The organism is Pseudoxanthomonas sp. 97-1-1, assembly GCF_057773125.1.
On the sequence record NZ_JBYMTJ010000004.1, the window covers coordinates 437,192 to 455,369 of the forward strand.

12 protein-coding genes are annotated in these 18,178 nt (G+C 69.2%); 1 reads left to right on the forward strand and 11 read right to left on the reverse strand.

Translation table 11 applies throughout. From position 1 onward, the window contains the following. The first annotated feature begins 134 nt into the window (after positions 1 to 134). Entirely contained in the window at positions 135 to 1,385 is a 1,251-nt protein-coding gene (locus AC3DET_RS17295; protein ID WP_488392421.1) for a TCR/Tet family MFS transporter, read from the forward strand. A 59-nt stretch (positions 1,386 to 1,444) separates the two neighbouring features. Here the strand turns inward: AC3DET_RS17295 and AC3DET_RS17300 are convergent, their stop codons facing one another. The 11 genes from AC3DET_RS17300 to AC3DET_RS17350 form a co-directional block, all read right to left on the reverse strand. Continuing rightward, positions 1,445 to 1,897 carry a PepSY domain-containing protein gene (locus AC3DET_RS17300; protein ID WP_192203032.1) on the reverse strand — a complete coding sequence of 151 codons (453 nt, stop codon included), beginning with the start codon at positions 1,895 to 1,897 and terminating at the stop codon, positions 1,445 to 1,447. Between the two features lie 133 nt (positions 1,898 to 2,030). Then, positions 2,031 to 3,206 carry a benzoate/H(+) symporter BenE family transporter gene (locus AC3DET_RS17305; RefSeq protein ID WP_488392422.1) on the reverse strand — a complete coding sequence of 392 codons (1,176 nt, stop codon included), beginning with the start codon at positions 3,204 to 3,206 and terminating at the stop codon, positions 2,031 to 2,033. Between the two features lie 119 nt (positions 3,207 to 3,325). After that, positions 3,326 to 4,210 carry a methylglyoxal synthase gene (locus AC3DET_RS17310; RefSeq protein ID WP_488392423.1) on the reverse strand — a complete coding sequence of 295 codons (885 nt, stop codon included), beginning with the start codon at positions 4,208 to 4,210 and terminating at the stop codon, positions 3,326 to 3,328. A 121-nt stretch (positions 4,211 to 4,331) separates the two neighbouring features. Next, complete coding sequence (locus tag AC3DET_RS17315; protein ID WP_488392424.1) at positions 4,332 to 5,777, reverse strand: FAD-dependent oxidoreductase; 1,446 nt, start codon at positions 5,775 to 5,777, stop codon at positions 4,332 to 4,334. Positions 5,778 to 5,913: 136 nt separating this feature from the next. Then, positions 5,914 to 10,386: a glutamate synthase large subunit gene (gene gltB / locus AC3DET_RS17320; RefSeq protein ID WP_488392425.1), complete on the reverse strand. Its 4,473-nt coding sequence runs from the start codon at positions 10,384 to 10,386 to the stop codon at positions 5,914 to 5,916. Positions 10,387 to 10,626: 240 nt separating this feature from the next. Further along, on the reverse strand, positions 10,627 to 10,992 hold the full coding sequence (locus AC3DET_RS17325) for an I78 family peptidase inhibitor (RefSeq protein ID WP_488392426.1): 366 nt from the start codon (positions 10,990 to 10,992) through the stop codon (positions 10,627 to 10,629). Between the two features lie 58 nt (positions 10,993 to 11,050). Beyond that, positions 11,051 to 12,877 carry a carboxypeptidase regulatory-like domain-containing protein gene (locus AC3DET_RS17330; protein ID WP_488392427.1) on the reverse strand — a complete coding sequence of 609 codons (1,827 nt, stop codon included), beginning with the start codon at positions 12,875 to 12,877 and terminating at the stop codon, positions 11,051 to 11,053. Beyond that, complete coding sequence (locus AC3DET_RS17335) at positions 12,874 to 15,045, reverse strand: hypothetical protein (protein WP_488392428.1); 2,172 nt, start codon at positions 15,043 to 15,045, stop codon at positions 12,874 to 12,876. Before AC3DET_RS17335 ends, AC3DET_RS17330 begins: the two co-directional genes overlap by 4 nt. Next, positions 15,042 to 16,208 (reverse strand): BatA domain-containing protein, encoded by a 1,167-nt coding sequence (locus AC3DET_RS17340; protein WP_488392429.1) that lies wholly within the window; start codon positions 16,206 to 16,208, stop codon positions 15,042 to 15,044. Before AC3DET_RS17340 ends, AC3DET_RS17335 begins: the two co-directional genes overlap by 4 nt. Continuing rightward, positions 16,205 to 17,119, reverse strand: a complete 915-nt coding sequence (locus AC3DET_RS17345; protein ID WP_488392430.1) for a DUF58 domain-containing protein — start codon at positions 17,117 to 17,119, stop codon at positions 16,205 to 16,207. Before AC3DET_RS17345 ends, AC3DET_RS17340 begins: the two co-directional genes overlap by 4 nt. Beyond that, a complete protein-coding gene (locus AC3DET_RS17350; RefSeq protein ID WP_192203022.1) occupies positions 17,109 to 18,101 on the reverse strand; it encodes an AAA family ATPase in 993 nt (330 codons plus the stop codon). The genes AC3DET_RS17345 and AC3DET_RS17350 overlap by 11 nt, the downstream gene beginning before the upstream one ends. Between the last annotated feature and the right edge of the window lie 77 nt (positions 18,102 to 18,178).

The following is an 18,178-nucleotide window of genomic DNA, read 5'->3' on the forward strand; positions in this document are numbered from 1 at the left end:
CAGGCACGATTCCTGCGGCCCGTCGATCTTCGTTCGCGCAAGGCTCGCGGTCGCGACTCACGTCGCTCCTGCAGGTGCGGCCATGGAGCGTGGCATGGCCTACACTTGCGCACCCTTCCGCCCGTCTCGGTCCCGTGAACGCCGAATCGCACGCACAACCCGGCCGCCGCGCCGCGCTGATCTTCATCTTCATCACCGTGCTGATCGACGTGCTGTCGTTCGGCGTGATCATTCCCGTGCTGCCCGGACTGGTCCGGCAGTTCACCGGCGGCGACTTCGCACAGGCGGCGTGGTGGGTGGGCGTGTTCGGCATGCTGTTCGCGGCCATCCAGTTCGTCTGCACGCCGATCCAGGGAACGCTCTCCGACCGCTTCGGCCGTCGACCGGTGATCCTGCTTTCGTGCCTGGGACTGGGCATCGATTTCATCCTGATGGCGCTCGCGCAGTCGTTGCCGTGGTTGCTGGTGGCGCGCGTCTTCTCAGGCGTGTTCTCGGCCAGTTTCACCACGGCCAATGCCTACATCGCCGACATCACGCCGCCGGAAGGGCGCGCGAAGGCCTTCGGCATGATCGGCGCCGCGTTCGGTGTCGGTTTCATCATCGGCCCGATCATCGGTGGCGAGCTGGGTGCCATCGACCTGCGCCTGCCGTTCTGGTTCGCGGCAGGACTGGCGCTGCTGAATTTCCTGTACGGCTTCTTCGTGCTGCCGGAATCCTTGCCGAAGGAGAAGCGCACCGCGACATTCGACTGGGCGCACGCCAACCCGGTGGGATCGATGGTGCTGCTGAAGCGCTACCCGCAGGTGTTCGGATTGGCTGCCGTGGTGCTGATCGCCAACCTGGCGCACTACGTCTATCCGAGCGTGTTCGTGCTGTTCGCGGAATACCAATACCGCTGGAGCGAGCGCCAGGTCAGTTGGGTGCTGGCCGCGGTGGGCGTGTTCAGCGTGATCGTGCAGGCCGGCCTGGTGGGGCGCGTGGTGCCGAAGTTCGGTGAGCGCCGCACGCTGTTGTTCGGCCTGGCCTGTGGCGTGGTCGGCTTCTTCATCTACGGGGTCGCGGACGTCGGCTGGATGTTCCTGGTCGGATTGCCGATCAGTGCGCTGTGGGGCCTCGCGGGTCCGGCCACGCAGGCGCTGATTACGCAACAGGTGGGTGCCGACGTGCAGGGTCGCATCCAGGGAGCGTTGATGAGCCTGGTGAGCCTGGCCGGCATCGTCGGCCCGATGATGTTCGCCGGCACGTTCGCGTTGTTCATCGGCAAGCAGGCGCCCGCGCACCTGCCCGGCGCCCCGTGGCTGCTGGCGGCGCTGCTGCTGGCCATCGGCTGGCTGGTGGGCTGGCGCTTCGCGCGGCCCTCGCGAACGCGCGCAGCCGCCCCGTGACGAAAAAGGAAAGCCGCCCGGGGGCGGCTTTCCTGTAGGGGACGACGCAGACCGGGGGGTCAGTCGTTTTCGACGTGGATGATCTCGCCGGTGTTGGCGGCCAGATGGATCTCCACATCGTTGCCGTCGGCGCGTTCGGCCTCGGCCTTCCACACGCCGTCATCGAAATCCACATCGTGGATCTTGGAGTAGCCGGCGGCTGTCAGCTTCGCCTTCACGTCGTTCTCGCTGAGGTTGGATACCAGTTTCTCGGCGACCACGTCGCCACTGGCGGGGTTCACGCGTACATCCACGCGGTCACCGTTGGCGCTGGTGGCGTCGGTCTCCCACTGGCCGTCTTCGAAATCGAGATCGTCGATGTTGGTGTAACCCTTCTCGGTCAGCAGCGCGCGCACCTGCGGCTCCTTCAACGCATCCTTGCCGGCGGTGGGGGCCGGCGCTTGCGCAAAGGCAGCACCGGAAAGGGCGGCGAGTGTGGCCAGGGTCAACAGGCGGTGGCGGGTGGTCTGCATGGGATTCTCCTGCAAGGGTGTAGCGGCGATGCTGCCCACGCCCGCATCACCCAGAGGTGAATTCCATGGCTTCAAACTGAACACTCCACGCCGCTTTCACCTGCATGAGTGGCGTGCGAACGCAGAGTGGCCGCTATGCGCGCCGCCACACGAGCAACGTGACCACGCCTGCGACCAGCCCCCAGAAGGCGGATCCGATGCCGGCCAGCGACAGTCCGGAGGCGGTCACCAGGAAGGTGACCAGTGCGGGTTCGCGATCGGACTCCTCGCGCAGCGCGGCCGCAAGACTGTTGCCGATGGTGCCCAGCAGCGCGATGCCGGCGATGGCCAGGATCAGTTCCTTCGGGAACGCGGCGAACAGCGCCGCCACCGTGGCACCGAACAGGCCGACGATGACGTAGAACACGCCCGCGGCGATGGCGGCCACGTAGCGCCGTGACGCATCCTCATGCGCTTCGCGGCCCATGCAGATCGCGGCGGTGATCGCCGCCAGGTTCAACGCGAACGCGCCGAACGGTGCCAGCAGCAGGTTGGCGACGCCGGTCCAGCCGACGACGGGCGAGATCGGGATCGGATACCCCGACGCGCGGATCACCGCCACGCCCGGCACGTTCTGGGAGGCCATCGTCACGATGAACAACGGGAGCGCGATGCCGACAACCGCAGCCAGGGAGAAGGTGGGTGCGAGGAAGATCGGCTTCGCCAGTTCCAGCGCAAGCCCGTTCACGCGCAGCAATCCGAGCCCGGCGGCGAAGGCAATGCCGACCAGCAGGGTCAGGATCACCGCATAGCGCGGCAGCAGGCGACGCGCGAGCAGGTAGACGACGAACATCGTCAGCACCATGCCCAGCTGCGTCTTCATCGCGCCGAACGCCTCCAGGCCGAAGCGCAGCAGCACGCCGGCCAGCATGCCGGATGCGAGCGACACCGGGATGCGGCTGATCATCCGTTCGAAGAAGCCGGAGAAGCCCGCCAGGCAGATCAACAACGCCGACAGCATGAAGGCGCCCACGGCATCGGACAGCGGCAGCCCCGCGGCGCTGCTGATCAGCATGGCGGCCCCCGGCGTGGACCATGCGGTCACCACCGGCATGCGGTAGCGCAACGACAGGCCGATGCAGGTCAGGCCCATGCCCAGGCCGAGCGCCCACATCCAGGAGCTGATCTGCGCCGGCGACGCGCCCAGCGATTGGGCCGCCTGGAACACGATGACGGCAGAGCTGGCGAAGCCGACCAGCACGGTGACGAAACCGGCGGCGATGGCGGAGAGGGAGAGGTCTTTGAGCAGGTAGCGTGGAGAGGCCGTCATACGCGATTGCTATCCCTGTAGGAGCGACGTGGGTCGCGACCATGAAAATGAAACTACCACCATTCTGCCGGTGCGCTCGATAGCGGGAGCCGTGCGACGTCACGGCATGCGGTCGCGACTTACGTCGTTCCTGCAAGAGCCAGGCGCTTGTTCACTGCCTCACACCATCGTCGCGCCACGGCCAGCGACGTGGTGCAGACCGCCTCGTCGGTGACGGTGGTGACGGCGCGCTCCAGCAGCTGGATGTCGGCCTCGTGCTGGCGTGCAACGTGCGGGTTCTCGAAGAAGATCACGCGCTGGCAGCGGTGTTCCAGCACGCGGTCGGCGATCTGCGCGTCGCCGCCGAGCGGGCCGCTCTGGAAGCGTTCCACCCACGGCGTGTCCGTCGGCCAGCCGTGGCTCCATGCCAGCTCGTTGAGCTGCTGGCCGGTGGTGCCGGTGGCCATGCGGTGGGCGAAACGCGACAGCACGTCGAAATGGTCGTCGGCGAACGCGACCATCTGCGGTTTCATCGCGTCGTGCGCGATCAGGGCCAGCGTTTGCGTTTCCAGTGCATGGAAACGGTCCGCCCCGCGGTCCGGTGCGAAACCGGCGTGGATGCGTTCCATCTCGACCCAGTCGCGTGCCGAGGCCACGGTGGAGAGGAACGGTTTGCCGTGGATGACGCACTGCCGCTTCAGCGCGGTGGCCTCGGGGAAGATCGAGGACGGATCGACCGGATCGATGAAATAGATCGCACCATCCAGACTGCGTTCCGCACCTTCCAATCCGACGACTTCCGCCACCAGCTTCATCAATCCGCCATCGCGGCCGTACGGATAGCGCTTGAGGCCGTCGTAGCCCCGCAGCATGCCGGCGGCGGCGATCGCATCATGCGTGCGACCCACCGCATGCAGGGCCAGCCGCAGTTCGCGGATGCCGGCTTCGCTGGCGCGCAGCCAGCGGAACAGCGCGGCATCTTCGGTGTGGTGATGCAGGCGGTTGGCAGCCAGGCCCAGGCGCATGGTCGGATCGTGTGGGAGGTGAGCCGCGAGTCTAGCGTAGGGCGGGCTCTAGCCCGCCATCGCAATCACCCTGCACGGCAAGGTTTACCAAGTGGCGAGGTGGGCCCGCGCCACCCGCGCGCTATGCCAGCAACAACGTCGCGATGCTTGCCGCGGCATCGCGGCCCTCGGCCACGGCCGTGACCACCAGGTCCGCGCCGCGCACCGCATCACCGCCAGCGAACAGCTTCGGATTCGTCGTCTGGAAGGGAAGGCGCTCGTCGCCGCCGACCACGATGCGCCCGTTCGGCGTGCCTTCCACACCCTGTTCGGCCAGCCATGCGGGCACGCTGGGCGAGAAGCCGAACGCGATGATCACCACGTCGGCCTCCAGCACCGATTCGCTGCCTTCGATCGGCACGGCGCTCTGGCGCCCGCGTTCGTCCGGCTCGCCGAGTTTCGTCTCGACGACCTGCACGCCGGCCACCGTGCCGTCGTCGCCGGCCACGACGCCCAGCGGCTGGCGGTTGAACAGGAAGCGCACGCCTTCCTCGCGCGCATTCGCCACTTCGCGTGCGGAGCCGGGCATGTTCGCTTCATCGCGGCGATAGGCGCAGGTGACCTTGGCTGCGCCCAGGCGGATGGCACTGCGCACGCAGTCCATGCCGGTGTCGCCGCCACCCAGCACTACCACGCGCTTGCCGTGCAGGTCGGGCAACGCCAGCTTGTCTTCCCAGCCCGCGATCGGGCGGCCCCACGGATCGCTGCCACCGACGATGCGGCCGTTCTGCACCAGGAAGGGCAGGGCAGGCAGCACGCCTTCCAGGTCCTGTCCCGGCAACCCGCCATCGGTGTAGCGATAGGCGCCGGTGCCGAGGAAGACGGCGTCGTACTCGTCCAGCAATTGCGCCAGCGTCACGTCGCGGCCCACGTCAACGCCCAGCCGGAATTCGACGCCCATGCCCTCCAGCACCTCGCGGCGCTGCGCGATGACGCTCTTGTCCAGTTTGAAGCTGGGGATGCCGAACTGCAGCAGACCGCCGATCTGTTCGTAGCGGTCGTACACCACGGCCTGGATGCCGGCGCGTGCGAGACGGTCGGCGCACCCCAGCCCCGCAGGCCCGGCGCCGATCACGGCCACGCGCCTGCCGGTCGGCTTCACGTCGCTCAGGTCCGGGCGCCAGCCATTCGCCAGTGCGGTATCGACGATGTACTTCTCCGCCGCACCGATGGTGACCGCGCCGAATTCCTCCAGCGTGCAGCTGCCTTCGCAAAGACGGTCCTGTGGACACACGCGGCCACAGACTTCAGGCAGGGGATTGGTGGAATGGCACAGCTCGGCCGCTTCCTCGATGCGGTTCTCCTGCAGCAGCTGCAGCCATTGCGGGATGGCGTTGTGCACCGGGCACTTCCAGCTGCAATACGGATTGCCGCAGTCCAGGCAACGGCCCGCCTGGTACTGGGCTTCCTCCTTGCCGAACTTGCCGTACAGCTCGCCCCAGTCGCCGCCCGTGCGCAGTTCCAGCGGAATCCGCTGCGGCATCGTGCGCGGCAGGTCGAGGAACTGGAATACCTGCTTCTTGCTCATGGGGTGCGGCTCTTCATCAATAGGTTTCTGCCGTCATCCCAGCGAACGCTGGGATCCAGCTTGCCTCGCGCGGCCATCTTCGGAGGCAAGATCAAAATGGATTCCGGCGTTCGCCGGAATGACGGTCCGGGGCGCATCACGCAGCCCTCCGCAAGGTCTCGTTCAACGAGTCGATGCTCGCCGCCTTCGGCTTCACCAGCCAGAACTTGCCCACGTAGTCGCGGAACTCGTCGAGGATCTGCTGCGCCCAGATGCTGCCGGTCAGTTCGCGGTGGCGGCTGATCAGCGTGTGCAGGTGCTGGCGATGGCTTTCGAAGCCTTCCGGACTGATGCGGTGGATGTCGATCAGCTCGTGGTTGTAGCGGTCGACGAAATCGCGGTCCAGGTCCAGCACGTAGGCCAGGCCCCCGGTGAAGCCCGCGCCGAAGTTCAGGCCCACCTTGCCCAGCACCAGCACGATGCCGTCGGTCATGTACTCGCAGCAGTGGTCGCCGGCGCCTTCGATCACCGCCAGCGCGCCGGAGTTGCGTACGCCGAAGCGCTCGCCCGCGCGTCCGGCCGCGAACAGTTCGCCGCCCGTGGCGCCATACAGGCAGGTGTTGCCGATGATCGGCGTGTTGCGTGCCTCGAAGCGCGCGCCACGCGGCGGACGCACGACCAGCCGCCCGCCGGCCATGCCCTTGCCCACGTAGTCGTTGGCTTCGCCTTCCAGTTCCATCAGCAGGCCACCGGCGTTGAAGGCGCCGAAACTCTGCCCCGCGGTGCCGCGGAAGCGCAGGTTCAACGGCGCATCGGCCATGCCGTGATTGCCGTGCACGCGGGCGATGGTGCCGGACAACCGGGTGCCGATGCTGCGGTCGGTGTTGTGGATCAGGAAGCGGTGGTCCCCGCCGGTCTTCTTCCGGATCGGTTCGGCCAGCAGGCCATCCAGCTGCGTGGCCAGGCTGTCGGGCGATTCGTACAGGCGCTGCGCCGCACAGCTGTTGCTGTCGAACTGCGCATGCTTGAGCAGGCGCGACAGGTCGATGTTGACACCCTGGCGGGGCGACACGTCGATCTGCTGCAGCAGGTCGGTGCGGCCGACGATTTCGTCCAGCGAGCGCGCGCCCAGGTACGACAGCCACTGCCGCACTTCTTCGGACAGCAGGCGGAAGAAGTTCTCCACGCGCTCGGGCTGGCCGGTGAAGTACTGCGAGCGCAGGCGCTCGTCCTGCGTGGCCACGCCGGTGGCGCAGTTGTTGAGGTGGCAGATGCGCAGGTACTTGCAGCCCAGCACGATCATCGGGCCGGTGCCGAAGCCGAAGCTGTCGGCACCCAGCAGCGCGGCCTTGACCACGTCCAGACCGGTCTTCAGGCCACCATCGGTCTGCAGCACGGTGCGGTCGCGCAGCTGGTTGACCACCAGCGCGTGGTGCGCCTCGGCCACGCCGAGCTCCCACGGCACGCCGGCGTAGCGGATGGAACTGACCGGGCTGGCGCCCGTACCGCCGTCATGGCCGGAAATCGTGATGAGGTCCGCGCCGGCCTTCACCACGCCGGCGGCAATCGTACCCACGCCTGCGTGCGACACCAGCTTCACCGACACCAGCGCGGTCGGGTTGACCTGCTTGAGGTCGAAGATCAGCTGGGCGAGATCTTCGATGGAATAGATGTCGTGGTGCGGGGGCGGCGAGATCAGGCCGATGCCCGGCTTCGCGTAGCGCAACCGCGCGATCAGTTCGTTGACCTTGTGGCCGGGCAGCTGGCCGCCTTCGCCGGGTTTGGCGCCCTGCGCCACCTTGATCTGCAGGACTTCGGCGTTGACCAGGTACTCCGGCGTCACGCCGAAGCGGCCGGAAGCGACCTGCTTGATCTTGCTGCGCTTCTCGGTGCCGTAGCGCACCGGGTCTTCGCCGCCTTCACCGGAGTTGCTGCGTCCGCCCAGGCGGTTCATCGCGATGGCGAGCGCCTCGTGCGCCTCCGGCGACAGCGCGCCCAGCGAGATTGCCGCGGTGTCGAAACGGCGCAGCAGGTCGGTGGCATCGGCGACCTCGTCGAGGGGCGTCGGCGTGTCGGCCTTCTTCAACTGCAGCAGGTCGCGCAGCGCGGACGGCGGGCGCGAGTTCACCACGTCGGCGTAGGCCTGCCAGTCGCGGGTGTCGCCGGTGCGCGCCGCGCGCTGCAGCGTCATCACCACGTCGGGGTTGTACATGTGGTACTCGCCACCGTGCACGTACTTCAGCAGGCCCCCGATTTCCGGCGATTCGCGGTCGTTCCAGGCGCGTGCTTCCAGTTGGCGGGCCTCGATGTCGAGCCGCTCGAAGCCGACGCCGCCGATGCGCGCGGGCGTTTCGGCGAAGCACAGGTCCACGACGTCGGCATCCAGCCCGACGATCTCGAACAGCTGCGCGCCGCGATAGCTGCTGATGGTGCAGATGCCCATCTTCGAGATGATCTTCGACAGGCCCTTGTAGATGCCCTTGCGGTAGCTGCGGCCGATCTGCGCCTGCTCGCCGCCTTTCTTGATCTGCAGGATGCCGCGCCGGCCCAGGTCGAACAGGGTCTGGTAGGCGAGGTAGGGATACACGGCGGTGGCGCCGACGCCGATCAGGCAGGCGATGTGGTGCGGATCGCGCGCGGTGCCGGTCTCGACGATCAGGTTGACGTCGCAGCGCAGGCCTTCGCGGCACAGGTGGTGGTGCACCGCGCCCGTGGCCAGCAGCGCGTGCACCATCGGCCGGCCCTGCTGCGGACGGCGGTCGCTCAGCACCACCATCACCATGCCTTCGCGCGCGGCCTGCGCCACTTCCGTGCTGATACGTTCGATGGCGGCCTTGACGCCTTCCGCCGGGTCGTACGACAGGTCGATGTAGCGATGCTTCTGGTCGTACGGCGCCATCTTCACGATCTGGCGCAGCTTGCGCTGCGACAGCACCGGCGAATTGAGGATGATGTGGTGCACCGTCTCCGGGCCGGCATGGAAGATATTGGTCTCCTTGCCGAGCTGGGTGGTCAGCGACATCACGCAGTCTTCGCGCAGCGGATCGATCGGCGGGTTGGTCACCTGCGCGAACGCCTGGCGGAAATAGTCGTACAGCGGCCGCGTCTGCCGGCTCAGCACCGCCATCGGGGTGTCGTCGCCCATCGAGCCGGTGGCTTCCTGCTCGGTCTCCGCGAGCGGGCGCAGTACCTGTTCCACTTCTTCGTCGGTGAGCTGGAACAGCTTGTGGTAGCCGCGCAGCGTCTTTTCGTCGAACGGTGCGTCGGTCAGCGACGGATCGATCAGTTCGGTCTGCAGGTAGGTGACGCCCTGGTGCAGCCACTGCTTGTACGGGGCGCGGCCGCGATTGATGCGGTCCACTGCTTCGCTGTCCAGCAGGTCGCCGCGCTTGAGGTCGATGGCCATCATCTCGCCCGGGCCGAGCTTGCCCTTGCGGGTCACGCGTTCGGCGGGCACTTCCCACACGCCCGCTTCGCTCGCGACGATGAAGTGGCGGTCGCTGGTCAGCATCCAGCGCGCGGGGCGCAGGCCGTTGCGGTCGAGCGTGCAGGCCGCGTAGCGCGCGTCCATCGAGACGATGCCGGCCGGGCCGTCCCACGGCTCGGTATTGAGGCCGTAGAACTCGTAGAACGCAGCGAGGTCGGCGTCCTTGAATTCCAGCGACTGGGTGGCCGGCGGCACCAGGATGCGCAGCGCCTGGATCAACTCCATGCCACCGGCGACCAGCAGTTCCAGCATGTTGTCCAGGCTCTGCGAATCCGAGCCGTGCATCGAGATGACGGGGTCGAACTCGCCGATGTCGAAGCGCGGCGTCTTCCACACCTTGCTGCGCGCCTGTGCCCAGCGGCGGTTGCCCTCGATGGTGTTGATCTCGCCGTTGTGCGCCAGCAGGCGGAACGGATGCGCCAGCGGCCAGCGCGGCAGCGTGTTGGTGGAGAAGCGCTGGTGGAAGACCACCGCGCTGCTGGCCAGTTCGGTACGCTGCAGGTCCGGATAGAACACCGCCAGCTTGTCCGGCAGCACCATGCCCTTGTAGCCGATGGCGTGCGGCGACAGCGTCACCACGTAGAAATCCGGCACGCTCTTGCGCAGCTGCTGTTCGCTGCGGCGACGGGCGAGGAACAGGGCCAGCGAGAAGGCGTCGTCGTTCTGGTCGGCGCCCGCTTCGACATACAGCTGTTCGATGCGGGGCAGGGTGTCCTTGGCCAGTTGTCCGCAGACGGCATCGTTGGTCGGCGGCACACGCCAGCCTTTCACGGCGACGCCGGTACGGAACAGCTCGGCTTCCAGGGTGGCGCGGCACTGTGCGGCCTGCGCCTCGTCGTGGGGCAGGAACACGAGGCCCGCAGCGAAGCGCGCGCCCAGGGCGATGCTGGCTTCGGCGGCGAGCGCACGGAGGAACGCGTCCGGTTTGCGGATCAGCAGGCCGCAGCCGTCGCCGGTCAGCCCGTCGGCGGCGACGCCGCCACGATGGGTCATGCGCGACAGCGCGGCGATGGCGGTATCGACCAGGGCCCGCGAGGGCTGGTCGTCGAGTTGCGCGATCATGCCGAAGCCGCAGGCATCGCGCTCGTCGTTGGGGTCGTACAGACCGGGGTCAAAGCCGCCTTGGCGATTGCGAGGGGCCATGTGTTGCCTCAAACCGGAGTGACGGCGACACCGTGCCCTGCCCGCGCAGCGGCACTTCGAAATGTCACCGGAAACCCGACTAAAACACAGTTGTTGCGATGCCGCAACAACACCTATTGCACGCCACTCGTTGGTTGCAAAGGCAACTTTTCCGGGCGTCGCGCCGCGCCTCGCGGACAAGAAAAAACCGCCTGCGCGAAGCAGGCGGTCCGGGGGCACTGCAGGATGGCCGGGCGTGGGTCAGCCGCAGTTGACCGAGGTCGCGACGCCCTTGTCGTCGAGGATGATGTTGAGGCGGTCGGGATTGAAGTCCATCGTCGCGGCGTCACCCGGTTTCAGGCTGCGCACGGCGCTGGACTTGCTGTCGGTGCGCGCCTGTTCGATGTCCTTTTCGGCCGGCGTCTTGCCGATGATCCATTGCGCCTGGGTGTCGTCGCAGCTGCCGGCGAGTTCGGCCGGTGCAGCCGTGGCGGCGGGAGGCGTGGCGGCTTCGCTGGCCGCGGCCTGCGACTGTTCCGCGGCCGCCGTCTGTTCATCGGTATCGGGTGCGGAACAGGCCGCCAGCGAGAGGGTCAGCAGCAGGGCGGGGATGGCGGCTCGGATCATGCGGAACTCCGGACAATGGGACTGAAGGAAGGATTACGCACCAGACATTCGATACTCGTTAACCGGCCGCCGGGCGACGCCGTTCCAGCCACCACAGCAGGCCCGCTGTCGCCAGCCAACCCAGGAACCACGGCCAGGCCGGACCGCGCGGACCCTGCGCCGCAGGTGTACGCGTCGGGTGGTGCGCGCGTGGCGCCGCAGCGAGGTGTTCGGTACGCGTGCGCAGGTCCATGGCGTGCAGGTGCGGCGCGTCGTCCGCGGCGCGGACGTGGAAAGGCGTGCTGTCTTCGCCCACGTTCAACTGGTGCCATCCGGCAAGGCGTGGCCAGAAGCCGGCGCATCGTGCATCGCCGGTGGCCGGGTCGCGCTGCAGTCGGGTGACGGTGCCGTCGGGGGCGGTGATGCGCGCACCATCGGCGAGGTGGCAGAACGCGGCGCGCTGCGGGGCGCGGATCTGTGCAGGGATCTGAGGTGCTGTGCGCGTGCCGGCGCGGGCGAGCGTGCCGAATGCCCGCGACCACAGGGAGGCGTGCAGGTCGGGATGTCCCGCCAGCACCAGTGCGTAGGTGTCGACCGGCGTCCACACCCCGATGCGCCCCCGTCCTTCGCTGCGCCACCATGCGATTGCCGCGTCGTTGGCATCGCGCACCAACGGAATCGCGTCCGTCGACACCACGCGCACATCGCGTCGTGTCAGCACGGGCAGGCCACCGGTGATCGCCTCGCTGTCGACAGGCGTGTCCGCGGTGCCCACGCCGCGTCGTGCGCGCCAGGCGTCGTCATCCGGCGCGGCCCGCGGCAGGTGGAACTCGGCTTCATCGTCGCCCGTCAGGGACACGCCCAGCGTCCGTTGCGTCGCCGGTGGCACCGTTCCGTCGATGCGCAGCAACACGCCCAGGCCATCGCGCACCGCAGCGGCCAACGCCGCGCGCTGGCCGTCGCCCAGTGCCGCTGTGCTGCGCGCATCCAGCACGACCAGGTCGAAGCGGCGCAGCGTATCGGCCGTCATCGGCAATGGCGCATCACCGAGTTGAAGGCCGCCGCCCAGGCTGACCTGCAGGTGCAGGTCGATCCCCGCATCGGTGGCCCAGCGACGCAGGTACTTCCATTCGGCATTGGGCGCCCCGGCGAGTGCCCACACGCGAGGGGGCGCCGCCGCCTGCGTCCACACCGGCAAGCCCACGGCATCGATCACCGCGTGGCGCGCATCCAGCATCTCCACCCGGAACAACGCGGGGCCGGGCAGCCGCGCCAGTCCCGTCAGATGGAAGTTGCCGCGCGCATCGACGGCGGTCGCGTCGATACGCTGGCCTGCGGGGTCGCGCAGCACCACGGTCGCCGGTGACGCGCCGTTCACCCGCCCGCTGACGGCGAAGGGCGCGCCTGGCGTGGCGATGGCGACGGGCGACAGCGCCACGATGCCGCGTGGCAACGGTGCGGGCGAAAAGGTGATCGTCCGGTCACCGACCGCATCGCGATCACGCGCTTCCAGTCCGGCACCGACGATGTGCAGCGTCTGCGCATCCGGATGCCGGCGAAGGGCCGTGCCAAGGTCTGGCGCACGCTCCGCATCGGCCATCGCCGGCGCTTCCGGGAGCGCGATGCGCGGCTGGCCCTGCCAGGGGGCGGGCAGGGCGACGCGGTCGGCCTGCGCCGTCATCACCACCAGCATGCCGGGGGTTGCGGTCTGGCGGGGTGGCAGGAGCGTGAAGAAGAGCAGCACCGCGAAGACCGGTTGCAACGCGCACAGCATCGCAAAGCGCAGCGACGTGCCATGCCGGTCGGCGGCAGCGCGCCGCCAGTGCGTCAGGCGCGCCCACGCGATCACGACAGCGAGCGCCAGCAGCGTGGCCAGCAGCAGCGGCAGCGAGGTGTCCAGGCTCATCGCACCGGCTCCGGTTGCAGGGCGTCGAGATAGCGGCGGCCCACGTCATCCAGCGCATCACGCCGCCGCACCTGCGCGGGCGGTTGCGCCGACGCCGACCACAGCAGCGCACGCAGCCGGGCCCGGCACGCGGCACAGCCCGGTTCGCCCCGCACCTCGTCGATGGCGGCGAACAGATCGAGCGCGTCGGGCATGCGTGCCTCGTTCGCACGCAACCAGACCTGCAGTGCATCCAGGTCGGCCGCATCGGCGGGAACGCCATCGTGGGCGAGCGACCGCCATGCGCGTGCCGGCGCCGACTCCGCGCCCTCGGGCGCGCGTTCGAGGCTTCCCAGCGGGCGCGGCGCGAGGCCCGTGCGATCACCGCCCATGCGGCGCGTCTCGTCGATCGGCGGCAGTTCCGGCCCCACGCGCGCCAGGTAGATGCGCGTGGCCTGCTGCACCTGCTTGATGTACTCGAGTGCCTTGTAGGCAAAGGGCAACGCCCTGTCGGGCTGACCCTGGCGCAGGTGCAGTTCCGACTGCCACATCTGGTCCAGCGCCTTCTTCAGCGTCGCGCGGGTTTCCGGATCCAGCAGAGTCGCCGCTTCGGCGTGGTCGTGCGTGTGGCCATAGGCTTCCAGCACGTCGGCTTCGCGGCCGAACGAAGCCCCGGTCGCGCTGGTGGCCTGCTCATGGCCGTGTCCGTCGTCCGTCCCGCCCGCTTCGCTGGCGTGATCGTGCCCGTCGTCGTCCGTGTGGGTTTCGCCGTCATTCGTGGGTGGCGGTTGCGGCTCGCCCTCGGCCTCTTCGCCGAGGAACTGGCCATAGCGCAGGCGCAGGATGCGCTGGTCCACGCCGATCGCGTCTGAGCGGGTGACGAATTTCTCCGACGGCATCGTGCGCTTCTGCTTCTGCAGCGCCTCGGCGTCGATGATGATCTGGCGCTGGCTGCGGAAGTAGGCGGGCATCACCTTCTTCACCATGCCCTCCAGGCCCGTGCTTTCGGCACCCAGGTCGGCCGGCCAGCGCAGGATCAGACCGGGGCTCTGCGCGGCCTGCGGCGACGGCGTGCGGTTGTCGTGCACGGTCAGTTGCGCGATCAGGTCGTCACCCACCGCCATGCCGAGTGCTTTCAGGTCCAGAGAGGCGCCAAAGCGCCGTGCGTTCGCCGGGCCCGTGCCGCGCACCGTCATCACCTGCTCCTTGAAGGCGATGTTCTCGCCGCTGCCCTGGGCCAGCGTCAGCTTGAGCGTGGCGGCAGGCGCGATGCCGTAGTCGTCGCGCGCCTCGAAAGCCAGCGCCCAGCGTGTCTGTCCCACGCTGACAAGACTCAGGCCGCGATCCGGGGCCAGCACCCGCACCTCCGGCGCGCGATCGGGGATGGCATCCAGCCGGCGCAGCTTCGATGGCGGCTGCGCCTCGGTGCCGGCGGCGACCACGCGGTACAGCGTGGACTTGGCCAGCACGTGCGTCGCGCGCCAGGTGTCGCCGTCGCGGTCCAGCGCGATGCGCTGGCCATCGTGGAAGACAAGATGCGCCTGCGTCGGTTGCGGGTCGAAGCGCAGCGTCCACGTGAGCCGCGAGCCTGCGGGCGCCTTCGCGTCCAGCGTGGCCTCGTCGCGGGGCGATTGGCCGGTGTACGGCGGCGGCGCCACGTGCAACCGCTGCGCGACCAGGCGCGGAACACCGGGGATCACCGGCGCGACATCGTCCGCGGGTGCGAGCGCGCCGGCGCCCGGCGTGCGCGCGGGCCAGAGCGCCGCCGCGACGATCACGATCGCCGCGACGCACCACATCGCGACGATGCGGGCCCATGGCCACGGTGCGCGCAGGTCCGGCGCCGGCTGCATGCGCAAGCGTTCGCGCACGCGGGCCTGCTGCAACTGCTGCAACGGCGTCAGCGGTGCCTGCGGTGCAAGCAGCAGGTCGCTGCTGTCGTCGAGGTCCCTGCGCCGCGCATCCAGCTGGCGCACCAGCCAGGCGTTGTCGAAGGCGCGCGTCCGGCGCCATGCGAGCAGCGCCAGCACTGCGATTCCCGCCACGGTGACCGCGATCGCCAGCGCGGGCGATGCGACGCGCCACAGCACGCCGCCCAGCGCAACGGGCATGGCCGCGCCCAGCAGCAGCTGGCCCGCGCTCACGTGGCGGCGGACCTGGGCGAGGCGGTCGAAGGCCGACAGCGTCATGGCGCCGCGCTCCGCGTGCGTCGCGTCGCCATCCAGCGCTCCACCAGCACGAGCAGCGCGACCAGCAGCGCCAGCCAGGGCTGCAGGTCGCGCGGCGCGACGGGGTAGGCCGCACCGCCGCCGTCGGGCGCGTAGTCACCGGCGGGCACGCGCGTCGGCGGCACGACGGGCGCATCGAACAACGCGCGCAAGCGGCGCGGGAAATCCCCTTCGACGAGAGCCGGCATCGCGTCGGGTCGCAGTGGCCGGGTGAAGCGCAGCACGCGACCCTGGCCGTGCACCGCCGCTTCGACCAGCGGTGCGCCATCGGCATCGCGCCAGGCCACCGACGTCATCGCGACGCCATCCAGCGTGCTCTCCCGGGCCAGCAACGCAGTGCCGCCGGCCGAGATCCATTGCACGACCGGCGCCGGCACCGGCCCGGGCGCCAGCCAGACCAGCGGATGCGACGGCGCGGGCAACGGCGCGCCGGTCGTGCCGATCTGCATGGCCGCTGTTCCCGTTGCGTTGGTCGGTTGCCATGCGCGCGCGGCGGCACGCAGGTAGCGCAGCCCGCGGTCGTCGTCGGCTTCGTGGCGAACGACCAGCGCAAGCGGTGCCGCGGCGGCGGCGGGTGTCGCCTGCATCGCGCCCTCGACAATCTTCCAGGTCACCGTGCGCGACAACGCGGGTCGCTCGGCATCCGCCCCCTGCAGCGTCGCTGGAACGAGGACCGTCAACGCGACGCCGGGCGGCAGTTCCGCGTCCAGCTGCCGCAGCAGGCTGCCGACGGCGGGCGTGCCGGACGGCGCCGGTTCTTCCAGCGCCGGGAAGCCCGGCGCCAGCCAGTGCAGCCGCGTGCGGGGTTCCTTCGCCTGCGCTTGCGCCACGGCGGCCTCCACGCCCGGCACGACGACGATCCACGGGCGCGTATCGTCCAGGCCCGACAGCACGGGTCGCGCCAGCCAGAGTGCGAGCAGCGCAAGCAGCAGCAGGCGCAGCACCAGCAACGGCCATTCGTCGAAGCGGATGCGGTGGCGCGGCTTCGGTTTCTGCCGCAACCAGCGCAGTGCGGCGAAGTCGGTCGGCTTCTGCTCGTGCCTGCGCGCCAGGTGCAGCAGCAGGGGAAGCGCCAACGCGGCGAGTGCGGCAAAGCCGGCCGGCAGCAGGAACGCCAGGCTCATGCGTACTCCGCGGCATCGCGTGCGCCGAACAGCCGTCGCAGCGGCAGGTCCAGCGGCTGGTCCATCACGTAACGGGCATGGCGGATACCGCTGGCGTCCAGCCGCGCATCCAGTGCGCGTTGCGCGTCGGCGAAGCGTTGCAGGTAGTCGCCGCGCAGAGCCACCGCATCGCCCAGCAGCTCCTCGCCGGATTCCGGATCGCGGAAGCGATGGCCGCCATTGAACGGGAAGTCGCGTTCCTCGGTCGTCAGCAGCTGGATCGCCAGCACCTCGCGCCTTGCGGACGCCAGGCGTTCGGCCAGCGCCAGCATCGCATCGTCGAACCAGTCGCTGAGTGCCAGCACCAGGTCGCCCGCGCCGATGCGCTCGAACACCGGCGCCAACGTGTCGACGGCGGGAAACATGCCGCTGGCATGCAATCCATGCAGCGCGAGGAGCAGCTGGTCGCGCTGGCGCGCCCCGTTGCCCGGCGCCACCAGGCGCACGCCGCCGCCATGCAGCACCAGGAGACCGAAGCGGTCGCCCTGGCGCAGCGCCAGTTCGGCGATGCAGGCGACCAGTGCACGCGCGGTATCGAAGCGTGTACCGCGCGTGCCGTCGCCCTGTGCCATCGAGGCGGTGGCGTCGAGCATGATCCATACCGTCAGCGGACTCTCCCGCTCCGCCTCGCGCACGAAGAAGCGGTCCGAGCGCGCATACAGTTTCCAGTCGATCTGGCGCAGCTCGTCGCCGGGTTCGTATGCGCGGTATTGGGCGAACTCCAGGCCCGCGCCGCGGCTGCGGCTGTGGTGCAGCCCGATGCCTTGCGTGCCGATGGCGCGACGTGCGGTCAGCCGCAGGTCCTTCAACCGGCTGCGGACGTCGGCGGGGATCAGGTCGTACGCCACGATGCCGTCGGGATCAGGCAGCAAGCGGCACGCCGCGCAGCAGCGCGGCGATCACGTCGTCGGCGCCCACCTGTTCGGCTTCGGCGGCGAACGACAGCAACAGGCGGTGGCGCATCACCGGCTTGGCCAAGGCGGCGATATCCTCGCGCGTCGCCGCCAGGCGGCCGTGCAGCAGCGCGCGGGCCTTGGCCGCCAGCACCAGCGATTGGCCGGCGCGCGGACCGGCGCCCCAGCGCACGTACTTGCGTACCTCGTCGGGCACGCCGTCGCCGGGGCGGCTGGCGCGCACGAGCCTGGTGATCCAGCGCAGCAGATCCTCGCTGACATGCACGTCGCGCACGTGCTGCTGCAGGGCCAGCACCTCGGTGCCGTCCATCACCCGTGGCACGTCGCCACCGGCGCGACCGGTCGTCTGCGCCAGGATGTCGTGCTCTTCCTGTTCGGTCGGATACTCGACCCGGATGTGCAGCAGGAAACGGTCCAGCTGCGCTTCCGGCAGCGGATACGTGCCGGCCTGTTCCAGCGGATTCTGCGTGGCCAGCACGAAGAACGGCGAAGGCAGCGCGTGCGTGGTGCCGGCATAGCTGACGGTACGTTCCTGCATCGCCTCCAGCAGTGCGGCCTGCGTCTTCGGCGGCGTGCGGTTCAACTCGTCGGCCAGCAGCAGGTTGGTGAAGATGGGGCCGGGCTGGAAACGGAAATGGCGGTGGCCGGTGCCGTGGTCCTCTTCCAGCAGCTCCGTGCCGAGGATGTCGCTGGGCATCAGGTCGGGCGTGAACTGCACGCGGCGGAACTGCAGGTGCAGCGCCTGGCCCAGCGAACGCACCAGCAGCGTCTTGCCCAGTCCCGGCACGCCTTCCAGCAGGCAGTGGCCACCGGCCAGCAGGCCGATCAGCAACTGCTCCACCACGTCCTGCTGGCCGACGATGGCCTGGCCGATGGCGGCACGAAGTTCGCCCAGTTTGGCGAGCTGTTGCTGGAGGTCGGATTCGGTGATGGGGGGCATTGGCGTGTTCGTCGGAAGGAGGGATGTAGGAGGGGCTTCAGCCCCGATGCTCTTCTGCGGGTTCACGGTCGGGGCTG

What these genes read in the sequence shown, in the direction of transcription:
- AC3DET_RS17335 (WP_488392428.1), bottom strand. Translation starts at nt 15,045, where the DNA reads ATGACGCTGTCGGCCTTCGACCGCCTCGCCCAGGTCCGCCGCCACGTG.
- AC3DET_RS17340 (WP_488392429.1), bottom strand. Translation starts at nt 16,208, where the DNA reads ATGAGCCTGGCGTTCCTGCTGCCGGCCGGCTTTGCCGCACTCGCCGCG.
- gltB (WP_488392425.1), bottom strand. Translation starts at nt 10,386, where the DNA reads ATGGCCCCTCGCAATCGCCAAGGCGGCTTTGACCCCGGTCTGTACGAC.
- AC3DET_RS17305 (WP_488392422.1), bottom strand. Translation starts at nt 3,206, where the DNA reads ATGACGGCCTCTCCACGCTACCTGCTCAAAGACCTCTCCCTCTCCGCC.
- AC3DET_RS17350 (WP_192203022.1), bottom strand. Translation starts at nt 18,101, where the DNA reads ATGCCCCCCATCACCGAATCCGACCTCCAGCAACAGCTCGCCAAACTG.
- AC3DET_RS17310 (WP_488392423.1), bottom strand. Translation starts at nt 4,210, where the DNA reads ATGCGCCTGGGCCTGGCTGCCAACCGCCTGCATCACCACACCGAAGAT.
- AC3DET_RS17325 (WP_488392426.1), bottom strand. Translation starts at nt 10,992, where the DNA reads ATGATCCGAGCCGCCATCCCCGCCCTGCTGCTGACCCTCTCGCTGGCG.
- AC3DET_RS17330 (WP_488392427.1), bottom strand. Translation starts at nt 12,877, where the DNA reads ATGAGCCTGGACACCTCGCTGCCGCTGCTGCTGGCCACGCTGCTGGCG.
- AC3DET_RS17300 (WP_192203032.1), bottom strand. Translation starts at nt 1,897, where the DNA reads ATGCAGACCACCCGCCACCGCCTGTTGACCCTGGCCACACTCGCCGCC.
- AC3DET_RS17315 (WP_488392424.1), bottom strand. Translation starts at nt 5,777, where the DNA reads ATGAGCAAGAAGCAGGTATTCCAGTTCCTCGACCTGCCGCGCACGATG.